This window comes from Streptomyces sp. NRRL S-455 (genome assembly GCF_000717875.1).
Classification (GTDB): Bacteria; Actinomycetota; Actinomycetes; order Streptomycetales; family Streptomycetaceae; genus Streptomyces.
The window spans coordinates 21995-38807 of the sequence record NZ_JOCT01000035.1 but is presented as its reverse complement, the minus strand read 5'-3'; the positions used below and the strand labels follow the sequence as shown (position 1 = coordinate 38807).

Here is a 16813-nt window from a genome sequence, read left to right as displayed (position 1 = left end):
GGCGGCCACGGCACAGCGGGGTCGGATGGGCACCGCGGCCGCCCCTGCCGCGCCCCTGCGGGCGCGGGGCTCTGTCGATCTGCGGCTCCGCCGCGTGGGCGCGACCGGCCACGACGAAACCCGCGGCCGACCACCGGCGAAGGTCACCCCTTCGTACCGCCTGCGGTGAGCCCGGTCACCAGGTTCTTCTGCACGAGGTAGAAGAACAGGGCGGCCGGTATCGCGATCAGCACAGCCGTCGCGGCCATCAGGTTGCGCTGCGCGTCGTGCTCGCTCACGAACGTCTGCAGACCGACGGCAAAGGTGTACTTGTCGTCGCTCAGCATGAACGTCGAGGCGAACGCGACCTCACCGAAGGCCGTGAGGAAGCTGTAGAAGGCCGCGACCGCGAGGCCCGGCTTGGCCAGCGGCAGGATGAGCCGCGCGAACGTGCCGAACGGGGTCAGTCCGTCGACGCGCCCGGCCTCGTCGATCTCGAACGGGATGGTGTCGAAATAGCCTTTCATCAGCCAGGCGCAGTACGGCACGATCGTCGTGCAGTTGACAAGGATGAGACCAAGGTAGCTGTCGATGAGCTGCAGATCCGAGAGAATCTGGTACATCGGCACGATCAGTACTGCAATCGGGAACATCTGGGTGACCAGCAGCACCCACATCAGTTTCCGGTAGCCGGGGAACCGCATGCGGGAGACGGCGTAACCGGTGGACGCGGCGACGACGACGCCGATGAGCGTCGTGCCCAGGACCACGACCAGCGTGCTCGTCAGCCAGTCGAAGAAGCCGGTGTCCCGCAGGACGAACGCGTAGTTGTCGAGCGTCATCTTGCCCCAGATGCGCGCGGGGTGGAGGTAGTCGTCCTTGTCCGGGCCGAGGGACAGGAAGACCAGCCAGGCGATCGGGAAGAGCGCGGTCAGACTCGCGCCGATCAGCACGGCGTGCGAGGCGAGGGAGGCGGCACGGCCGCGCTTCCCGCGGCCGCGGATCTTGTGCGGGGCGTCGGCGGGGCGCCGCTCGGTGACCTTGGCGGAGGTTTCGGCGGTGGTCGTACTCATTTTCAGAACTCCTGCCTCAGATCGCGAGCTGCTGCTCGTTGCGGTTCAGCCAGCGGCGGTAGAAGGAGGTGAAGACGATCAGGAGGGACAGGAGCAGGATTCCGTAGGCCGCGGACTGGGCGTAGTCGCGCGGCTGCTGCCCGAAGCCCAGCTGGTAGGCCCAGGTCACGAGGATCTGGGCGTCGGGGGCGGTGTTGCCGAACAGCAGGAAGATGATGGGGAACTGGTTGAACGTCCAGATCACGCCGAGCAGGACGACCGTGGTGCTGACGGACCTGAGGCCGGGCAGGGTGACGTACCGGAAGCGCTGCCAGGCATTGGCCCCGTCCATCTCGGACGCCTCGTACAGGCTCGCGTCGATCGACTGCAGTCCGCCGAGCAGCGAGACCATCATGAACGGCACACCGCACCAGGTGTTGACCATGATCGCGGAGAACCGCTGCCAGAAGGTGTCCTCCAGCCACAGCGGCGCCGGCAGGCCCAGCAGGTCGAGACCGCTGTTGATGATGCCGCCGTCGGCGAGCATGAACCGCCAGCCGAAGACGGTGACGAAGGTCGGCACGGCCCAGGGCAGCACCAGGATCATCCGGTAGAGGGTGCGGCCGCGCAGCTTCTGGTTGAGGAGCAGTGCGAGGCCGAGGCCGATGCCGTAGTGCAGGGCGACACAGGCCGCCGTCCAGAAGACCGTCCAGAGGAAGTGCGACCAGAACCGGTCGTACGCCGTCGGGCCCCACAGGATGTCGGCGTAGTTGTCCAGGCCGATGAACGTGTAGGTGGCGTCGATGTGGTTGACGCCGATGGTGCGGGCGGTGTTGAGGCTGTTGGCGTCGGTGAGGGTGAGGTACAGGCCGTACGCCAGCGGGTACAGCACGAGGACCCCGAGGACGATCGCCACCGGGGCGATCATCGCGTAGGCGTACCAGTGCTTGTGGAAGCCGTTCTTCAGCCGCTGGGCCGGCCCGGGCCGTGGTGCCCGCTCACCGCGCCGCTTGCCGGTCGCTCGGTCGATGGCGACTGTCATGGTTCGACACCTTCTGGAGGTTCAGGAAGTTCAAGGGGAGCCGGCCGGGCCCAGGCGCGGGCGCAGGCCGGTGGCCGCCGGATCCCCTCCCCCGTGACCGGGGGATCCGGCGGCCACGCGGTGGGTCACTTGGTGTAGTCCGGCACCAGCTTGGCGATGGCGGTCTCGGCGTTGCCGAGGCCCTTGTCCAGGGACACCTTGCCGCCCGCGATCTTGAGCAGTTCGTCGTCGAGGGGGGTCCACAGGGAGCTGTACTCGGGCAGGGCCGGGCGCGGCTGGGCGGCGGACAGCACGCCCTGGTAGCCGGCGATGCCGGGGTCGGCCTTGACCTCGGCGGTGTAGGCGTCCTCGCGCGTGGGGAGCGTGGAGTTCTTCAGCGCGATGGTCTCCTGGGCCTTGGCCGAGGTCATGAACTTCACGAACTTCAGCGACGCCTCCTGGTGGGCCTTGTCCGAGCCCGCGTACACGGAGAGGTTGTGGCCGCCGGTCGGGGCGCCCGCCTTGCCGGTGGAGCCGGCCGGGACGGTGGCGATGCCGAGGTTGTCCTTGTCCTTGAAGGCGGAGCCCTTGTAGAAGTTGGTGATCTCCCACGGGCCCTGGATGATCGAGGCGACCTTGCCGCTGACGAACGCGTCCTGGATGTGGGCGTAGGCGTCGGCGGTGGTGTCGGCCTTGTGCAGGCCCTTGCCCTTGAAGAGGCTCTGCCAGGTGCCGTAGGCCTTCTTGGCCTCGGGCGAGGTGACGGTGATCTTCTTGGCGTCGACGTCGACGGTGTCGGTGCCCTCGCCGTAGAGGAAGGACTGGGCGTAGTAGGCCTGGGTGGAGCCCCAGTAGCCGTCGACGCCGGTCTTGTCCTTGATGGTGGCGGCGGCCTTCTTCAGGTCGTCCCAGGTCTTGGGGGCCTCGACGCCGGCCTTCTCGAACAGGGCCTTGTTGTAGACGAGGGCGAGGGTGTCGGTGGTGAAGGGGACGCCGTAGGTCTTGCCTTCGTACGTGGCCTGCTCGATCAGGCTGGGCTGGAACTTGTCCTGCTCGGCGAGGGCCTCGGTGCCGTCCAGCGGAAGGAAGAAGCCCTTCTTGGCGAAGGCCGGGGTCCAGCCGACCTCGGAGCGCAGCACGTCGGGGGCGCCCTTGGATCCGGCGGCGGTGTCGAACTTGACCTCCGCCTGGTCGAAGGGGACGTTGACGTATTTGACCTTGACGTCCTTGTTGGCGGCCTCGAACTCCTTGACGAGGGCCTTGTACGTCGGCGCCTCGTTGGTGGCGTTGGAGGTGTCCCACCAGGTGATGGTGACCGGACCGTCGGCCTTGTCGCCGCTGTCGCTTCCGCCGCACGCCGTCGCCGCCAGGGCGAGGGACGCCACCAGCGCGGTGGCCGCTATGCCACGCCGCATGAGTTCTCCTTGAGGGTGAAGCCCGTTTCGTGCTGCCGACTGCGCCGTTGGCCGCCGGGCGTCGGTGAGATTAGCCGCGCTTGCAGGAGTTGCGAAAGACCTTGCAGCAAAAAGTTGCAAGAGGTACGGATGGTTATCCCGCCGTGACCTCCCCTGGGCCGCCGTGAGCCCGGGTTTCAGGCGTTCAGCGGGAGTCGGGCAGCTGTGCAAGACTCTGCAAGCACTTGCTATCCGTTTCCGCCGGGGGGATCATCCGTTGCGGATCGGACGCCGACCACGACATCGAGGGACCGCGATGACCAAGCAACCCGCAGCGGGCCGTGCCACGGCACGCGCCAGGCGTCCCGTCGGTGTGCGGGCGGAACCCCGGCCGCTACAGTCCAGTGCTGTGACCACACGGCTTGCCGACATCGCTGTACAGGCGGGGGTGAGCGAAGCGACGGTCAGCCGCGTCCTCAACGGGAAGCCGGGCGTCGCCGCCACCACTCGCGAGTCCGTGCTGGCCGCCCTCGACGTGCTGGGCTACGAGCGCCCGGTGCGGCTGCGGCAGCGCAGTGAGGGCCTGGTGGGCCTGATCACCCCGGAGCTGGAGAACCCGATCTTCCCGGCCCTGGCGCAGGTCATCGGCCAGGCGCTGACCCGGCAGGGCTACACACCGGTGCTGGCCACCCAGACCCCCGGCGGCTCGACCGAGGACGAGCTGACCGAGATGCTCGTCGACCGCGGCGTCGCCGGCATCATCTACGTCTCCGGGCTGCACGCGGACACCACCGCCGACATGCAGCGCTACGACCGGCTGCGCGCGCAGGGCGTGCCGTACGTGCTGGTCGACGGCTTCTCGCCGAAGGTGCAGGCGCCGTTCATCTCCCCCGACGACCGCGCCGCGATGAGCCTGGCGGTCACGCACCTGGTGTCCCTGGGCCACACGCGGATCGGCCTGGCCCTCGGGCCCAAGCGGTTCGTGCCGGTGCAGCGCAAGATCGAGGGGTTCGTGCGCACCATGCAGGACCAGCTGGGGCTGGGCGTCGAGACCGTGGAGTCGGAGCTGGTCCAGCACTCCCTCTACACCCTGGAGGGCGGTCAGGCCGCGGCCACCGCGTTGATCGAGCGGAACTGCACGGCCGTGGTGTGCGCCAGCGACATGATGGCGCTGGGCGCGATCCGGGCGGCGCGGCAGCGCGGCCTGGACGTGCCGAAGGACATCTCCGTGGTCGGCTTCGACGACTCCCCGCTGATCGCCTTCACGGACCCGCCGCTGACGACGATCCGCAAGCCGGTCCCGGCGATGGGCCAGGCGGCCGTGCGCACACTGCTGGAGGAGATCGGCGGGACGCCCGCGCCGCACAGCGAGTTCGTGTTCATGCCGGAACTGGTGGTGCGCGGTTCGACCGCCTCGGCCCCCGGGGACCGCGGTCGCTCTTGAGATCCTCTGGCCTGATCTCGCCGTAGAACATGCGGCCCGCACCAGGCCGCGGGATGATCGGTGAGGAAGTCCTCTTCTGGCAAACTTTGCGCCTATGGGTAACACGACCGTGACGACGCCGGAAGGCCGGGAATCGGCCCTTCCGCAGCACGTCGCGGCCGGGACCCGGCAGGGTTCGCTGCGCCGGCTGCGCACCCCCCGGCGACCCCGGTTCTGGTTCGAGATCCTGCTGATCGCGGTCAGTTACTGGACGTACTCGCTCGTCCGCAACGCCGTGCCCGAGCAGAAGGCCGAGGCGCTGCGCAACGCCGACTGGATCTGGAAGGCCGAGCACTATCTGGGCATCGCCGTCGAGGAGTCCGTCAACCACGTCGCCAACTCGGTGACTTGGCTGATCATCGGCATGAACTACTACTACGCCACACTCCACTTCGTGGTGACGCTGGGTGTCCTGGTGTGGCTGTACCGTCGCCATCCCGGCCGCTACGCGGCGACCCGCCTGGTGCTGTTCGCGACGACCGCCGTCGCCCTGGTCGGTTACTACCTGTATCCGCTGGCGCCCCCGCGGCTGATGAACGGCGGCGACTTCATCGACACGGTCATGGTCCACCAGACCTGGGGCTCGATGGCGTCCGGCGACCTGAAGCACATGTCCAACCAGTACGCCGCGATGCCGTCGATGCACATCGGCTGGTCGGTGTGGTGCGGCCTGACGATCTTCGCCCTGGCGGCGGTCCCCTGGGTGCGGGTGCTGGGGCTGCTGTACCCGGCGCTGACGCTGGTGGTGATCGTCGCCACGGCCAACCACTTCTGGCTTGATGCCGTCGGTGGCATGCTGTGCCTGGCGTTCGGGTTCGCGGTGGCGAGGCTCTGGTACGGGAGGCAGCCGTACACCCTGCCGAAGCTGGTGCCGGCCCAGCGGCCGGATCCGTCCCGGGGCGGGGGCGAGCCGGTACCGCGGCCGAGGACCTGACCCGCTCCCCGCGCCGCGGCCCGCGAGTCAGCGCTCGGCGATCCCGTAGAACAGCTCCTCCACGACGCCCCGCGCCCTGCGTGCCGTCCGCCGGTACGCGTCGAGCATGTCGCCCGCGTGGCCCGGGCCGTAGCCCAGGTACCGTCCCACGGCGGCCAGCTCGCGGGGCTCCGTGGGGAACGTGTCGCCGGCCCGGCCGCGTACCAGCATCACCGCGTTGCGGACGCGGGTCGCGAGGACCCAGGCCTCGTCCAGGGTCGCCGCGTCCTCGTCCGTGATGAGCCCGGCCGCGCGGGCGGCGGCCAGAGCCTCCCGGGTCCGGGTCGTGCGCAGGCCCGGCTCGGCCGCGCCGTGCCGCAGTTGCAGCAGCTGCACGGTCCACTCCACGTCCGACAGACCACCCGGCCCGAGCTTGGCGTGCAGCTTCGGGTCCGCGCCGCGCGGCAGCCGTTCGGACTCCATCCGTGCCTTCAGCCGCCGGATCTCGCGGACGGCCTCGTCGGCGAGCCCGTCCGCCGGGTAGCGCAGCGGGTCGACCAGCTCGATGAACCGTCGGCCGAGATCCTCGTCCCCGGCGACCGGCTCGGCCCGCAGCAGGGCGTGCGACTCCCAGGTCAGGGACCAGCGACGGTAGTACGCCGCGTAAGAGGTGAGGGTGCGCACGAGCGGACCGGACTTGCCCTCGGGGCGCAGGTCGGCGTCGATGAGCAGGGGCGGGTCGGCGCTGGGGATCTGCAGCAGCCGGCGCATCTCGGAGACGACCTTGTTGGCCGCCTGCGAGGCCTCGCGCTCGTCGACGCCGTCGCGCGGCTCGTGCACGAACAGCACGTCCGCGTCGGACCCGTAGCCCAGCTCGTGGCCGCCGAACCGGCCCATGCCGATGATCGCGAACCGGGTCGGCAGGCTGTCGCCCCAGCCGTCACGCACGACCGCGCGGAGCGTGCCGGCGAGCGTCGCGGCCGTCAGGTCGGACACCGCGCCGCCGACCCGGTCGACCAGGGCGCCCTGGTCGGCCTCGGCGGGCTGCTCCTCGGTGCCGTACGAGCCGACGATGTCGGCGGCGGCCGTACGGAACAGCTCACGGCGGCGCACCCCGCGGGCGGCGGCGACCGCCTGGGCGGCCCCGTCGGCCCGGCCGACCGCGGCGAGGATCTCCTGCTCCAGGTGGGCGCGGGACCGCGGCTCGAGACCGCCGCCGTCCCCGTCGCCGAGCAGCGCCACCGCCTCCGGTGCGCGCATCAGCAGGTCGGGTGCGAGCCGCCCGGCGGACAGCACCCGGGCGAGGTTCTCGGCCGCGGCGCCCTCGTCCCGGAGCAGCCGCAGGTACCAGGGCGTCTTGCCGAGCGCGTCCGACACCTTGCGGAAGTTGAGCAGACCCGCGTCCGGGTCGGCCGAGTCGGCGAACCAGCCCAGCAGGACGGGGAGCAGGGTGCGCTGGATGGCGGCCTTGCGGGTGACGCCGGAGGCCAGCGCCTCCAGGTGGCGCAGGGCGGAGGCGGGGTCGGCGTAGCCGAGGGCGACCATGCGTTCCCGGGCCGCCTCGGCGCTGAGCCGGGCCTCGCCGGTGGCGAGCTGGGCGACCGCGTCCAGCAGCGGCCGGTAGAACAGCTTCTCGTGCAGCCGGCGTACGACGGTGGCGTGCCGCTTCCACTCGCGCAGCAGTTCGGCGACCGGGTCGGTGCGCAGCCCGAGGGAGCGGCCGATGCGGCGCAGCTCGGCCTCCTCCTCGGGCACGAGGTGGGTGCGGCGCAGCCGGAACAGCTGGATCCGGTGCTCCATGGTGCGCAGGAACCGGTAGGCCTCGTCGAGCTGCGCGGCGTCGGCCCGGCCCACGTAGCCGCCGGCGGCGAGGGCCCCCAGCGCGTCGAGGGTCGTACCGCTGCGCAGGGAGGTGTCGGCCCGGCCGTGCACCAGCTGGAGCAGCTGCACGGCGAACTCGACGTCCCGGAGGCCGCCCGGGCCGAGTTTCAGCTGGCGGTCGACCTCGGCGGCGGGGATGTTCTCCACCACCCGGCGGCGCATCTTCTGCACGTCCGGCACGAAGTTCTCGCGCTCGGCGGCCTTCCACACCAGGGGCTGGACCGCGGCCACGTACTCCTCGCCGAGCTCCAGGTCGCCCGCGACCGGGCGGGCCTTGAGCAGCGCCTGGAACTCCCAGGTCTTGGCCCAGCGCTGGTAGTAGGCGAGGTGGCTGGAGAGGGTCCGCACCAGCGGACCGTTTCTGCCCTCGGGCCGGAGGTTGGCGTCAACCGGCCAGATGGACCCCTCGACCGTCGTCTCGGAACAGATCCGCATCAGGTGCGAGGCCAGCCGGGTCGCGGCGCGCAGGGCCTTGGTCTCGTCGGCCTCCTCGGCGGGCTCCGCCACGAAGATGACGTCCACGTCGGAGACGTAGTTGAGCTCATGGCCGCCGCACTTGCCCATCGCGATGACCGCGAGCCGGCACAGCGCGTCGTCCTCGGGCGCGGCGGCCCGCGCGAGGCCGAGGGCGGCGCGCAGGGTGGCGGTGGCGAGGTCGGCGAGCTCGGCGGCGGACTCGGCGACGCCGGTGGTACCGCACACGTCCCGGGCGGCGATGGACAGCAGGCAGCGCCGGTAGGCGACGCGCAGGGAGACGGGGTCGTCCGCCTCCGCGAGGCCGGCCTCGAACTCCTCCACGCCCGGGTGCAGGTCGTACGCCTCGTACATGACGAGCGCCTGCCAGTCCTCCGGGTGCCGGGTGAGGTGGTCGGCGAGGGCGGTGGAGGCGCCGAGCACCCCGAGCAGCCGGTCGCGCAGCGGCTTGGACGAGATCAGCGTGTCGAGCAGTTCCCGGCGCGCGCCCGGGTCCGGCTGCGCCTCCAGCAGCCGGACGAGCCCGAGGAGCGCGAGATCCGGGTCGGCGGTCGCGCCCAGCGCGTCCAGCAGCACCGGGTCGTCGCGCAGCGGCACGAGCTCGGGACTGTCCAGGAGCCGCTCGGCGGCGGAGGCGTCGGTGAACCCGTGCCGCAGCAGCCGTGTGAAGGTACTGCTCCTGCGCCCCGGCGCCGCCGTCATTCCGGGCCTCCCTCGGTCTCGCCTCGGTCTTTCCTCGGATTTTCCTCGGATCAAGGTCGTACGGCTTTGAGCCTAACCGCAGACCCCGGCGTGGACTCCGATGAGTTCCGTGGACGGACCGGGTCTGCCTTGTGAAGCGAGAGGTCGGGAGGACACTCATGACCACCCTGCACCCGGAGACCCGGCTGGACCGGCGCTACAGCGACGAGACCGCCACCGCCACCGACTGGGAGGACGCCGAGGCGCGGCTGAAGGCGGCGGAGCTCTTCTGGATCACGACGGTACGGCCGGACGGACGACCGCACGTCACCCCTCTGCCGGCGGTCTGGTCGGAGGGCGCCCTGCACTTCTGCACGGGCCCGGAGGAACGCAAGGCGCGGAACCTCGCGGAGAACCCGCACGTGGTGCTGACCACCGGCACGAACACCTGGAACGCGGGCTACGACCTGGTGGTGGAGGGCGAGGCGGCGCGCGTCACCGACGACGCCCGGCTACGGGAACTGGCCGCGGCGTGGGAGGCGAAGTACGGCAGCTTCTGGCACTTCGAGGTACGGGACGGGTATTTCCACCACGGCGCGGGCCACGCGGCCGTCTACTCGGTGGCGCCGCGTACCGTTTTCGGCTTCGGTAAGGGAGAGCCGTTCAGCCAGACGAGGTGGCGGTTCGCATGACGCCGGACGAAGACGAAGGAGTCTCGCCGTGGACATCACCCTCGAAGTCATCCCGCTGCCCGTGAGCGACATCGACCGGGCCCGGGACTTCTACCGGGACAAGGTCGGCTTCCACGTGGACATCGACCAGGAGGTCATGCCCGGCATGCGGATCGTCCAGCTGACGCCGCCCGGCTCGGGCTGCTCGATCGCCCTCGGCGAATCGATCTGGGAGATGACCCCCGGCCCCACCCCGGCCCCCGGCTCCTACCAGGGTCTGCAGCTGTGCGTGGCCGACATCAAGGCGGCCCGCGCGGAGCTCGTCGCCCGCGGGCTCGACGTCTCGGAGCCGGTCCAGTACGCCCCGGACGACGGCGCCACGTTCATGCACTTCCAGGATCCGGACGGCAACGGCTGGGCGGTCCAGGAGTACCGGCGGCGGGCGACGGAGCCGCTGCACGAGCTGCTGGCGAGCCTGAAGCGGCGGCAGGAGGGCTGACGCCACCCGGATGCCGTGCGGGCCGCACCGGTCAGGAATCGAGAAGCGGGGTCCCGGCGGCGCGATTAGCGTCATTTCCATGACGTCCATCGCATGCGTCACCCTCGAGGTGACCGACCTCCCCGCCGCCGAACGCTTCTACACCACCGCCTTCGAGCTGGGCGGGCAGGTGCGCCTGCGGGCCTCTCAGGCACCGACCACCGGGTTCCGCGGGTTCACGCTGTCGCTCGTGGTCTCCCAGCCGGCCGACGTCGACGCCCTCGTCGACGCGGCCGTGGCGGCCGGTGCCGCGACCCTGAAGCCCGCCGCCAAGTCGCTGTGGGGCTACGGGGGCGTCGTCCAGGCCCCGGACGGAACGATCTGGCAGATCGCGTCGTCGTCGAAGAAGAACACCGGCCCGGCGACCAGGCGTTTCGACGAGCTCGTCCTGCTGCTCGGCGTCGAGGACGTGCGGGCCGCCAAGCAGTTCTACGTCGAGCACGGCCTCACCGTGGGCAAGAGCTTCGGCGGCAAGTACGTCGAGTTCGCCACCGGTTCGGCGCCCGTCAAGCTGGCGCTGTACAAGCGCCGCGGCCTCGCCAAGGTCGCCGGCGTCTCCCCCGACGGCACCGGCTCCCACCGGATCACGATCGGCGGCGACGCCGGGGCGTTCACGGACCCGGACGGGTTCGCCTGGGCTCCGGCGTCGCAGACGGCGACCTTGTGAGGTCCCTGGCCGGGTTCGTCAGAGCGACTCCCGCCACCCGTTCGTGATCGGCAGCCGCCGGTCCTTGCCGAAGCCCTTCGGCGAGATCTTCGTGCCCGGCGGATACTGCCGTCGCTTGTACTCCGCCGTGTCCACCATGCGCAGCGTCTTCGCGACCAGGGCGGGATCGAAGCCGGCCGCGACGATCTCGTCGGCGCCACGGTCCCGGTCGACGTACAGCTCCAGGATCGCGTCCAGCACCGGGTAGTCGGGGAGCGAGTCCGTGTCGACCTGGCCGGGGCGGAGTTCCGCGCTCGGGGGCTTGGTGATGGAGTTCTCGGGGATGGGCGGCGTCTGGCCGCGCTCGCGAGCGGCCCGGTTGCGCCACTCGGACAGGCGGAAGACCGCCGTCTTGTAGAGGTCCTTGATGGGGCCGTACGCCCCGACCGAGTCGCCGTAGAGCGTCGAGTAGCCGACCGCCAGCTCCGACTTGTTGCCGGGGGCCAGCACGATGTGGCCCTCCTGGTTGGAGATGGCCATGAGCAGGGTGCCGCGCAGCCGGGACTGGAGGTTCTCCTCCGCGAGGCCCGTCAGACCCAGGGAGCCCATGTACGCGTCGAACATCGGCTCGATCGCGACCGTGCGGTAGTTCAGGCCCGTGCGCCGGGCCAGTTCCGCCGCGTCGTCCTTCGAGTGGTCCGAGGAGTACTTCGACGGCATCGACACGCCGTACACGTTCTGCGCGCCCACCGCGTCACAGGCGATCGCCGCGACCAGCGACGAGTCGATACCGCCGGACAGACCGATCAGCACCGACTTGAAGCCGTTCTTCGCGACGTACGCCCTCAGGCCCACGACCAGCGCCGAGTAGACCTCCTCGTCGTCGTCCAGTCGGTCCGCGTAGCCGCCGGTGAGCTCCGGCTCGTACGGCGCCACCGGGTCCTCCGAGAGGACCACCCGGTCGATGCGCAGGCCGTCGTCCACCACCCCGGTCGGGGCGTCCGCCGACGCCGCGGGCAGGTCCAGGTCCAGGACCACACAGCCCTCGGCGAACTGCGGCGCCCGCGCCACGACCTCGCCGTTCCTGTCGACCACGATCGAGTCACCGTCGAAGACCAGCTCGTCCTGGCCACCGATCATGGCGAGGTACGCCGTGGTGCAGCCGGCCTCCTGGGCCCGCTTGCTGACCAGCTCCAGGCGCGTGTCGTCCTTGTCGCGCTCGTAGGGGGACGCGTTGATCGAGACCAGCAGACCCGCCTGCGCGGAGCGGGCCGCCGGGACACGGCCGCCGTCCTGCCAGAGGTCCTCGCAGATGGCCAGGGCGACATCGACGCCGTGGACGCGCAGCACCGGCATGCTGTCGCCGGGCACGAAGTAGCGGAACTCGTCGAAGACGCCGTAGTTCGGCAGGTGGTGCTTGGCGAAGTTCAGGACGACCTCGCCGCCGTACAGCACCGCTCCCGCGTTCTGCGGCGCGCCGGCCGGCTGGCCGTACTTGGGCTGGGCGGTCGCGGAGCGGTCGAGGTAGCCGACGATCACCGGCAGCTCGCCGAGGCCCTCGTCGGCCAGGCGGGCGGCCAGGCTCCGCAGCGCGGCGCGGGAGGCCTCCACGAAGGACGACCTGAGGGCCAGGTCCTCGACGGGATACCCGGTCAGGGCCATCTCCGGGAACGCCACGAGATGCGCTCCCTGCTCGGCGGAGTGCCGGGTCCAGCGGACGATCGACTCGGCGTTCCCGGCGAGGTCGCCGACGCTCGAGTCGATCTGGTTCAGGGCGAGACGTAGTTGAGGCACGGGCCCAGTGTAATCGTCAGAGCGACGCAATGGGGTGGCCTGGGTCACCCCGGGCCACCCCGTCCCCTTGCGAAGGTCAGCGGTGCCGCCAGGAGCTCAGCGGCGCCCGTACGACCGGACGTACCCGTTCCCCAGGCCAGCACATAGCCGAAGCCGTTGACGGCCCAGTGCAGCGCCGCGGGCGCCAGCAGACTTCCGGACCGGCGCCGCAGCTCGCACAGGACGACGCCGGCCGCGGTCGTGGCGACGACGGCGGCCACGACCGGCAGCGCGCTGCCCACCGGCCCCGTGCCGAGTACCGCCGCGGCCTCGTTGGCCCGGCTCAGCCCGCGCGAGGGAAGCACATGCCAGAGCCCGAACAGCAGCGACGACACAGCCGTGGCCCACGCGGTACCGCGCCGGCGCCGCACCATGGCCCACAAGACACCGCGGAAGGCGACCTCCTCCAGCAGCACCGTGCCGACCGGCACCCGGACCAGCACCCGCCACAGCAGCTCCCCCAGGGTCAGGCCCACGGCGCGCTCGTCCTCGAACGCCTCCCTGGTGGCCGGCAGGGCGAGCCCGGCCAAGAAGACGGCAAGAACCGCGCCGACCAGGATCGCCGCCCAGCGCAGCCCCCGGTACGAGGCAGCCCTGTCGAGCCCGAGATCGGCGAGGGTGAGACCGTCCCACCGGGCGATCAGCAGCAGCGTGGCAGCCGCGACCACGCAGGTGGGCACGTAGGCGCCGGGCGCGAGCCAGTTGTTGAGCAGGTTCGCGCCCACCAGGACGGCGAGGACGCAGAGCATTCGCATGGTGCCACCAGCATCCCTCGATCCACCCCCACGGGCTGGGAGTACGGGACGAGCGCGCCACGGCTGAGGAGGGCCGAAAGGCGACGGCGCCGCGTTACCACGAGTCGGAAGCCCTCAACACGACAGCAGCCCTGGCCCGGTCGTAGGCCGGCCAGGCCGCGCACTCGCGGTGCTAGGAGCGCGGCTCGGCACCCCGCTCCTTCAGCATGTCCGCCATCAGGTCGATCTCCGACTCCTGCGCCTCCACCATGCCCTGCGCGAGCCGCTTCTCCACCCCGACCGTGCATTTCCGCGCACAGCCCTCGGCCATGTGGACGCCGCCCTTGTGATGGTCCGTCATCAGCTGGAGGTAGTAGACCTCGGCCTGCTTCCCGCTGAGCTCGCCGAGCTTCTTCATCTCGCTGTTGGTCGCCATGCCCGGCATCAGCGCGCCGTCCTTGCCGGAGGCCATGTCGCCCATGCCCATCCAGGTCATGGGGGGCTCGGAGGACACCTTGGGCAGGGCCCAGAGGTCGAGCCAGCCGAGCATCATGCCGCGCTGGTTGGCCTGCGTCTGCGCGATGTCGTACGCGAGGCGCCGCACCTCCTCGTCCTTGGTGCGGTCGCGCACGATGTACGACATCTCCACGGCCTGCTGGTGGTGCACCGCCATGTCCCGCGCGAACCCGGCGTCCGCGGACTCGGCGGAGGGCGTCTTGTCGCCGCCGTCGTCCCCGGCAACGGCGTAGGTGATCGCGCCGGCGGCGACGAGCGCCGTCGCCGCCGCCCCGGCGATCAGTCCGACGTGCCTCACTGCGCCAGCCCGTTCGTGCAGGCGGCACCCGGCTCGGGGGTCTGCTTGCCCTGGACGAACTTCTCGAAGAACTTGTCGACGTCCGGGTCGTCGGCGCCCGTCACCGTGCGCTGGTGGCCCCACGCCGACAGCATGATCGGGTCCTTCTGGTCGTCCATCGGGCTCATCAGCGTGTACGGCGTCTTCTTCACCTTCGCCGCGAGCGCGTCGACGTCCGCCTTCTTCGCCTTGGCGTTGTACGTCACCCACACCGCCCCGTGCTCCAGCGAGTGCACGGCGTTGGTGTTGTTGATCTCCTTGGTGTACACGTCGCCGTTGCAGTTCATCCAGGCCTGGTTGTGGTCGCCGCCGACCGGGGGCTGGGAGGCGTACTTCACGGTCTTGGTGACGTGGTTGCGGGCGAGCTCCCCTTCCCAGGTCCGCACGCCGTCCGCGCCGGTGACGAACTTCCCCTTGGCCGAGGAGTCGCTCGCCGCGGTGTCGCTGCCGCCACCGTCGGACTGGGACCGCACGAGCACGACACCGCCGGCGACGAGGCCGCCGACGACCACGACGCTGGCGACGATGGTGAGGATCCGGTTGCGGCGCTCACGGGCCTGCTCGGCACGCCGCATCTCCTCTATTCGCGCCTTGCGTCCGGTGCTGCTCTTGTTGGCGGAGCCCATGAGGTGTCCTTCGTGAATGAAGTGGGACGGTCGGGTGGGCTGATCGTATGCGGGAGACGGGGCGCCTCGTAGTAGGGCCATGGGAAAGGACCGAATCGATACGGCACCGACAGGCTTCCGACAGCTTCGGGAGTCCGCTCCCGGGTCCGGCCGCCGGATAATTTGAAGCACAGATACCGCTTATCTAGGCTGCCGGTATGCGGCTGCTGCGCTCCACCGATCTCGCCCTGCGGGTCCTGATGCGGCTCGCCGTCGCGGACGAGTCGAGTCCGACGACGCGTGAGGTCGCCGCAGGTATGGGCGTGCCGTACACGCATCTGGCGAAGGTGGTCGCCGAGCTCCAGCACATGGGCCTGCTGGCGGCCCGCCGCGGACGGGGCGGCGGCCTGTCCCTCACCGAGCAGGGCCGTACGGCCTCGGTGGGCGGCGTGGTGCGTGCCTTCGAGGGCGACGGCGATGTCGTCGACTGCGAGGGCCCCACCCCCTGCCCCCTGAATTCCGCCTGCCGTCTGCGTGCCGCCCTGCGCCGGGCCCAGGAGGCGTTCTTCGCCTCACTGGACCCGATCACCGTGGCGGACATCGTGGCGGAGCCGACCGGGGCGCTGCTGCTGGGGATCTCGCGGGGGCCCTGAACAGGCCCCTTCTGGACAGGCCCGGGACAGACCTCGGGACACCCCTTGGGACAGTGCCTGAGGGGGGACCTACGCCTGCCCCGCCAGCCACAGGTCCGGCCCGAACACCTCGTAGTGGATGTCGGCCGGCGCCACGCCCTTGTTGATCAGCTGGGCCCGTACCGCCCGCATGAACGGCAGCGGACCGCACAGGTACGCGCGCGTGCCCGAGGCGACCGGGACGCCGGTGAGGTCGACCTGGCCGGAGCGGGTGCCCGCCGGGGCGTCCTGCTCGTACCAGAAGTGGACGGCGGCGTCGGGCAGCTTGGCGGCGTAGGCCTCGTGGTCGGCGCGCAGGGCGTGGGTGGCGGGTGAGCGGTCGCCGTGGACGACGGTGACCGGGGCGCGGTGCCCGGAGCCGGCGAGGTGCGCCAGCATCGCGGTCATCGGGGTGACGCCGATGCCCGCCGAAGCCAGCAGCAGGGGCGTGTCGGATCCGGTGTCCAGGACCAGGTCGCCGTACGGCTCGGACAGCTCCAGGACGTCACCGACCGCCACGCGCCCGTGGAGGTGGTTCGACACCTCGCCGTCGGGGGCCTCGTCCCCGTGCACACGCTTCACGCTGATCTGCCGCAGCGCCGGGTCGGACGCCCCGGAGAGGCTGTACTGCCGTATCTGCCGGGCGCCGTCCGCGAGGGCGACGCGGACGGAGACGTACTGGCCGGCGAGGAAGTCCCGCACCGGACCGCCGTCGGCGGGCCGCAGCCGGAACGTGGCGACGTCGTCGGTCTCGGCGACGCGCTCGACGACCTCCCACGGGCGCCAGGTGTGCCCGCCCCGCTCCTCCCGCAGCCGCTTCTCGACGGCGATGAGGGCGTTCGCCATCAGCCAGTAGACCTCGTCCCAGGCGGCGGCGACCTCGGGCGTGACGGCGTCGCCGAGCACGTCGGCGATGGCGGCGAACAGGTGCTCGTGGACGATCCCGTACTGCTCGGGCGTGACGCCGAGCGAGGCGTGCTTGTGGGCGATGCGGTGCAGCATCGCGTCCGGCCGCTGGTCGGGGTGGTCCAGCAGGTGTGTGGCGAAGGCGGCGATGGAACCGGCGAGCGCCTGCCGCTGGGTGCCGGCGGCCTGGTTGCCCCGGTTGAACAGGTCGGGAAGCAGCTCGGGGTGGGCCGCGAACAGCCCGGCGTAGAAGCGCTCGGTGATCGTGCCGAGGGCCGCGCCGACGGCGGGAAGGGTGGCGCGGACGGTGGCGGCGGACGGCTCGGACAGCATCGGGGCTCCTCTGTGCTCGACTGCGGGCACGGTATTTAAAGTTGCATATGAGATGCAAATTAAGTGGTGGGGGCGGCGAACCGGACCGGCCATTACGGATGCGGGTACGAGCAGGCACTATGGGCGGAAGAGCGGTTCACCCGCC

General features: G+C 70.9%; 15 protein-coding genes. 6 read left to right on the top strand and 9 right to left on the bottom strand.

Features of this window, described 5'->3' with window-relative positions:
• Positions 1-143: 143 nt before the first annotated feature.
• The 3 genes from IE97_RS0134205 to IE97_RS0134195 all read right to left on the bottom strand — a co-directional run bounded on the left by IE97_RS0134205 (position 144) and on the right by IE97_RS0134195 (position 3467).
• Positions 144-1052, bottom strand: coding sequence for a sugar ABC transporter permease (locus IE97_RS0134205; protein ID WP_030249647.1), 909 nt, complete (start codon positions 1050-1052; stop codon positions 144-146).
• A 16-nt stretch (positions 1053-1068) separates the two neighbouring features.
• Complete coding sequence (locus tag IE97_RS0134200) at positions 1069-2073, bottom strand: carbohydrate ABC transporter permease (protein ID WP_030249643.1); 1005 nt, start codon at positions 2071-2073, stop codon at positions 1069-1071.
• A gap of 125 nt (positions 2074-2198) precedes the next feature.
• Complete coding sequence (locus tag IE97_RS0134195; RefSeq protein WP_030249638.1) at positions 2199-3467, bottom strand: extracellular solute-binding protein; 1269 nt, start codon at positions 3465-3467, stop codon at positions 2199-2201.
• 388 nt (positions 3468-3855) lie between these two features.
• On the opposite strand from IE97_RS0134195, the gene IE97_RS0134190 reads away from it, so the two are divergent.
• Together IE97_RS0134190 and IE97_RS0134185 are read left to right on the top strand one after the other, a co-directional pair.
• Complete coding sequence (locus tag IE97_RS0134190; protein ID WP_030249633.1) at positions 3856-4890, top strand: LacI family DNA-binding transcriptional regulator; 1035 nt, start codon at positions 3856-3858, stop codon at positions 4888-4890.
• A 94-nt stretch (positions 4891-4984) separates the two neighbouring features.
• Positions 4985-5863 (top strand): phosphatase PAP2 family protein, encoded by an 879-nt coding sequence (locus IE97_RS0134185; protein ID WP_030249630.1) that lies wholly within the window; start codon positions 4985-4987, stop codon positions 5861-5863.
• A 27-nt stretch (positions 5864-5890) separates the two neighbouring features.
• Here the strand turns inward: IE97_RS0134185 and IE97_RS0134180 are convergent, their stop codons facing one another.
• The gene (locus tag IE97_RS0134180; RefSeq protein ID WP_030249626.1) at positions 5891-8899 is read right to left on the bottom strand and encodes a bifunctional [glutamine synthetase] adenylyltransferase/[glutamine synthetase]-adenylyl-L-tyrosine phosphorylase; all 3009 of its coding nucleotides are present in this window, start codon (positions 8897-8899) and stop codon (positions 5891-5893) included.
• A gap of 158 nt (positions 8900-9057) precedes the next feature.
• Here IE97_RS0134180 and IE97_RS0134175 point away from each other — a divergent pair, with 158 nt between their 5' ends.
• The 3 genes from IE97_RS0134175 (at position 9058) to IE97_RS0134165 (ending at position 10754) form a co-directional block, all read left to right on the top strand.
• The gene (locus IE97_RS0134175; RefSeq protein WP_030249623.1) at positions 9058-9570 is read left to right on the top strand and encodes a pyridoxamine 5'-phosphate oxidase family protein; all 513 of its coding nucleotides are present in this window, start codon (positions 9058-9060) and stop codon (positions 9568-9570) included.
• A gap of 28 nt (positions 9571-9598) precedes the next feature.
• Positions 9599-10048 (top strand): VOC family protein, encoded by a 450-nt coding sequence (locus IE97_RS0134170; RefSeq protein ID WP_030249619.1) that lies wholly within the window; start codon positions 9599-9601, stop codon positions 10046-10048.
• Positions 10049-10127: 79 nt separating this feature from the next.
• Positions 10128-10754 (top strand): glyoxalase, encoded by a 627-nt coding sequence (locus tag IE97_RS0134165; RefSeq protein WP_030249614.1) that lies wholly within the window; start codon positions 10128-10130, stop codon positions 10752-10754.
• A gap of 18 nt (positions 10755-10772) precedes the next feature.
• On the opposite strand, the gene IE97_RS0134160 is transcribed toward IE97_RS0134165, so the two are convergent.
• The 4 genes from IE97_RS0134160 to IE97_RS0134145 all read right to left on the bottom strand — a co-directional run bounded on the left by IE97_RS0134160 (position 10773) and on the right by IE97_RS0134145 (position 14779).
• Positions 10773-12527, bottom strand: a complete 1755-nt coding sequence (locus IE97_RS0134160; protein WP_030249610.1) for an NAD+ synthase — start codon at positions 12525-12527, stop codon at positions 10773-10775.
• Between the two features lie 44 nt (positions 12528-12571).
• Positions 12572-13321, bottom strand: coding sequence for a CPBP family intramembrane glutamic endopeptidase (locus IE97_RS0134155; RefSeq protein ID WP_078603482.1), 750 nt, complete (start codon positions 13319-13321; stop codon positions 12572-12574).
• A gap of 172 nt (positions 13322-13493) precedes the next feature.
• Positions 13494-14114, bottom strand: coding sequence for a DUF305 domain-containing protein (locus IE97_RS0134150; RefSeq protein WP_030249602.1), 621 nt, complete (start codon positions 14112-14114; stop codon positions 13494-13496).
• Positions 14111-14779 carry a DUF3105 domain-containing protein gene (locus IE97_RS0134145; RefSeq protein WP_030249598.1) on the bottom strand — a complete coding sequence of 223 codons (669 nt, stop codon included), beginning with the start codon at positions 14777-14779 and terminating at the stop codon, positions 14111-14113. The genes IE97_RS0134150 and IE97_RS0134145 overlap by 4 nt, the downstream gene beginning before the upstream one ends.
• A gap of 197 nt (positions 14780-14976) precedes the next feature.
• On the opposite strand from IE97_RS0134145, the gene IE97_RS0134140 reads away from it, so the two are divergent.
• Positions 14977-15411, top strand: coding sequence for an RrF2 family transcriptional regulator (locus tag IE97_RS0134140; protein ID WP_030249594.1), 435 nt, complete (start codon positions 14977-14979; stop codon positions 15409-15411).
• A 69-nt stretch (positions 15412-15480) separates the two neighbouring features.
• Here IE97_RS0134140 and IE97_RS0134135 read toward each other — a convergent pair whose 3' ends face one another.
• Positions 15481-16668: a globin domain-containing protein gene (locus IE97_RS0134135; RefSeq protein WP_030249590.1), complete on the bottom strand. Its 1188-nt coding sequence runs from the start codon at positions 16666-16668 to the stop codon at positions 15481-15483.
• Positions 16669-16813: the final 145 nt, after the last annotated feature.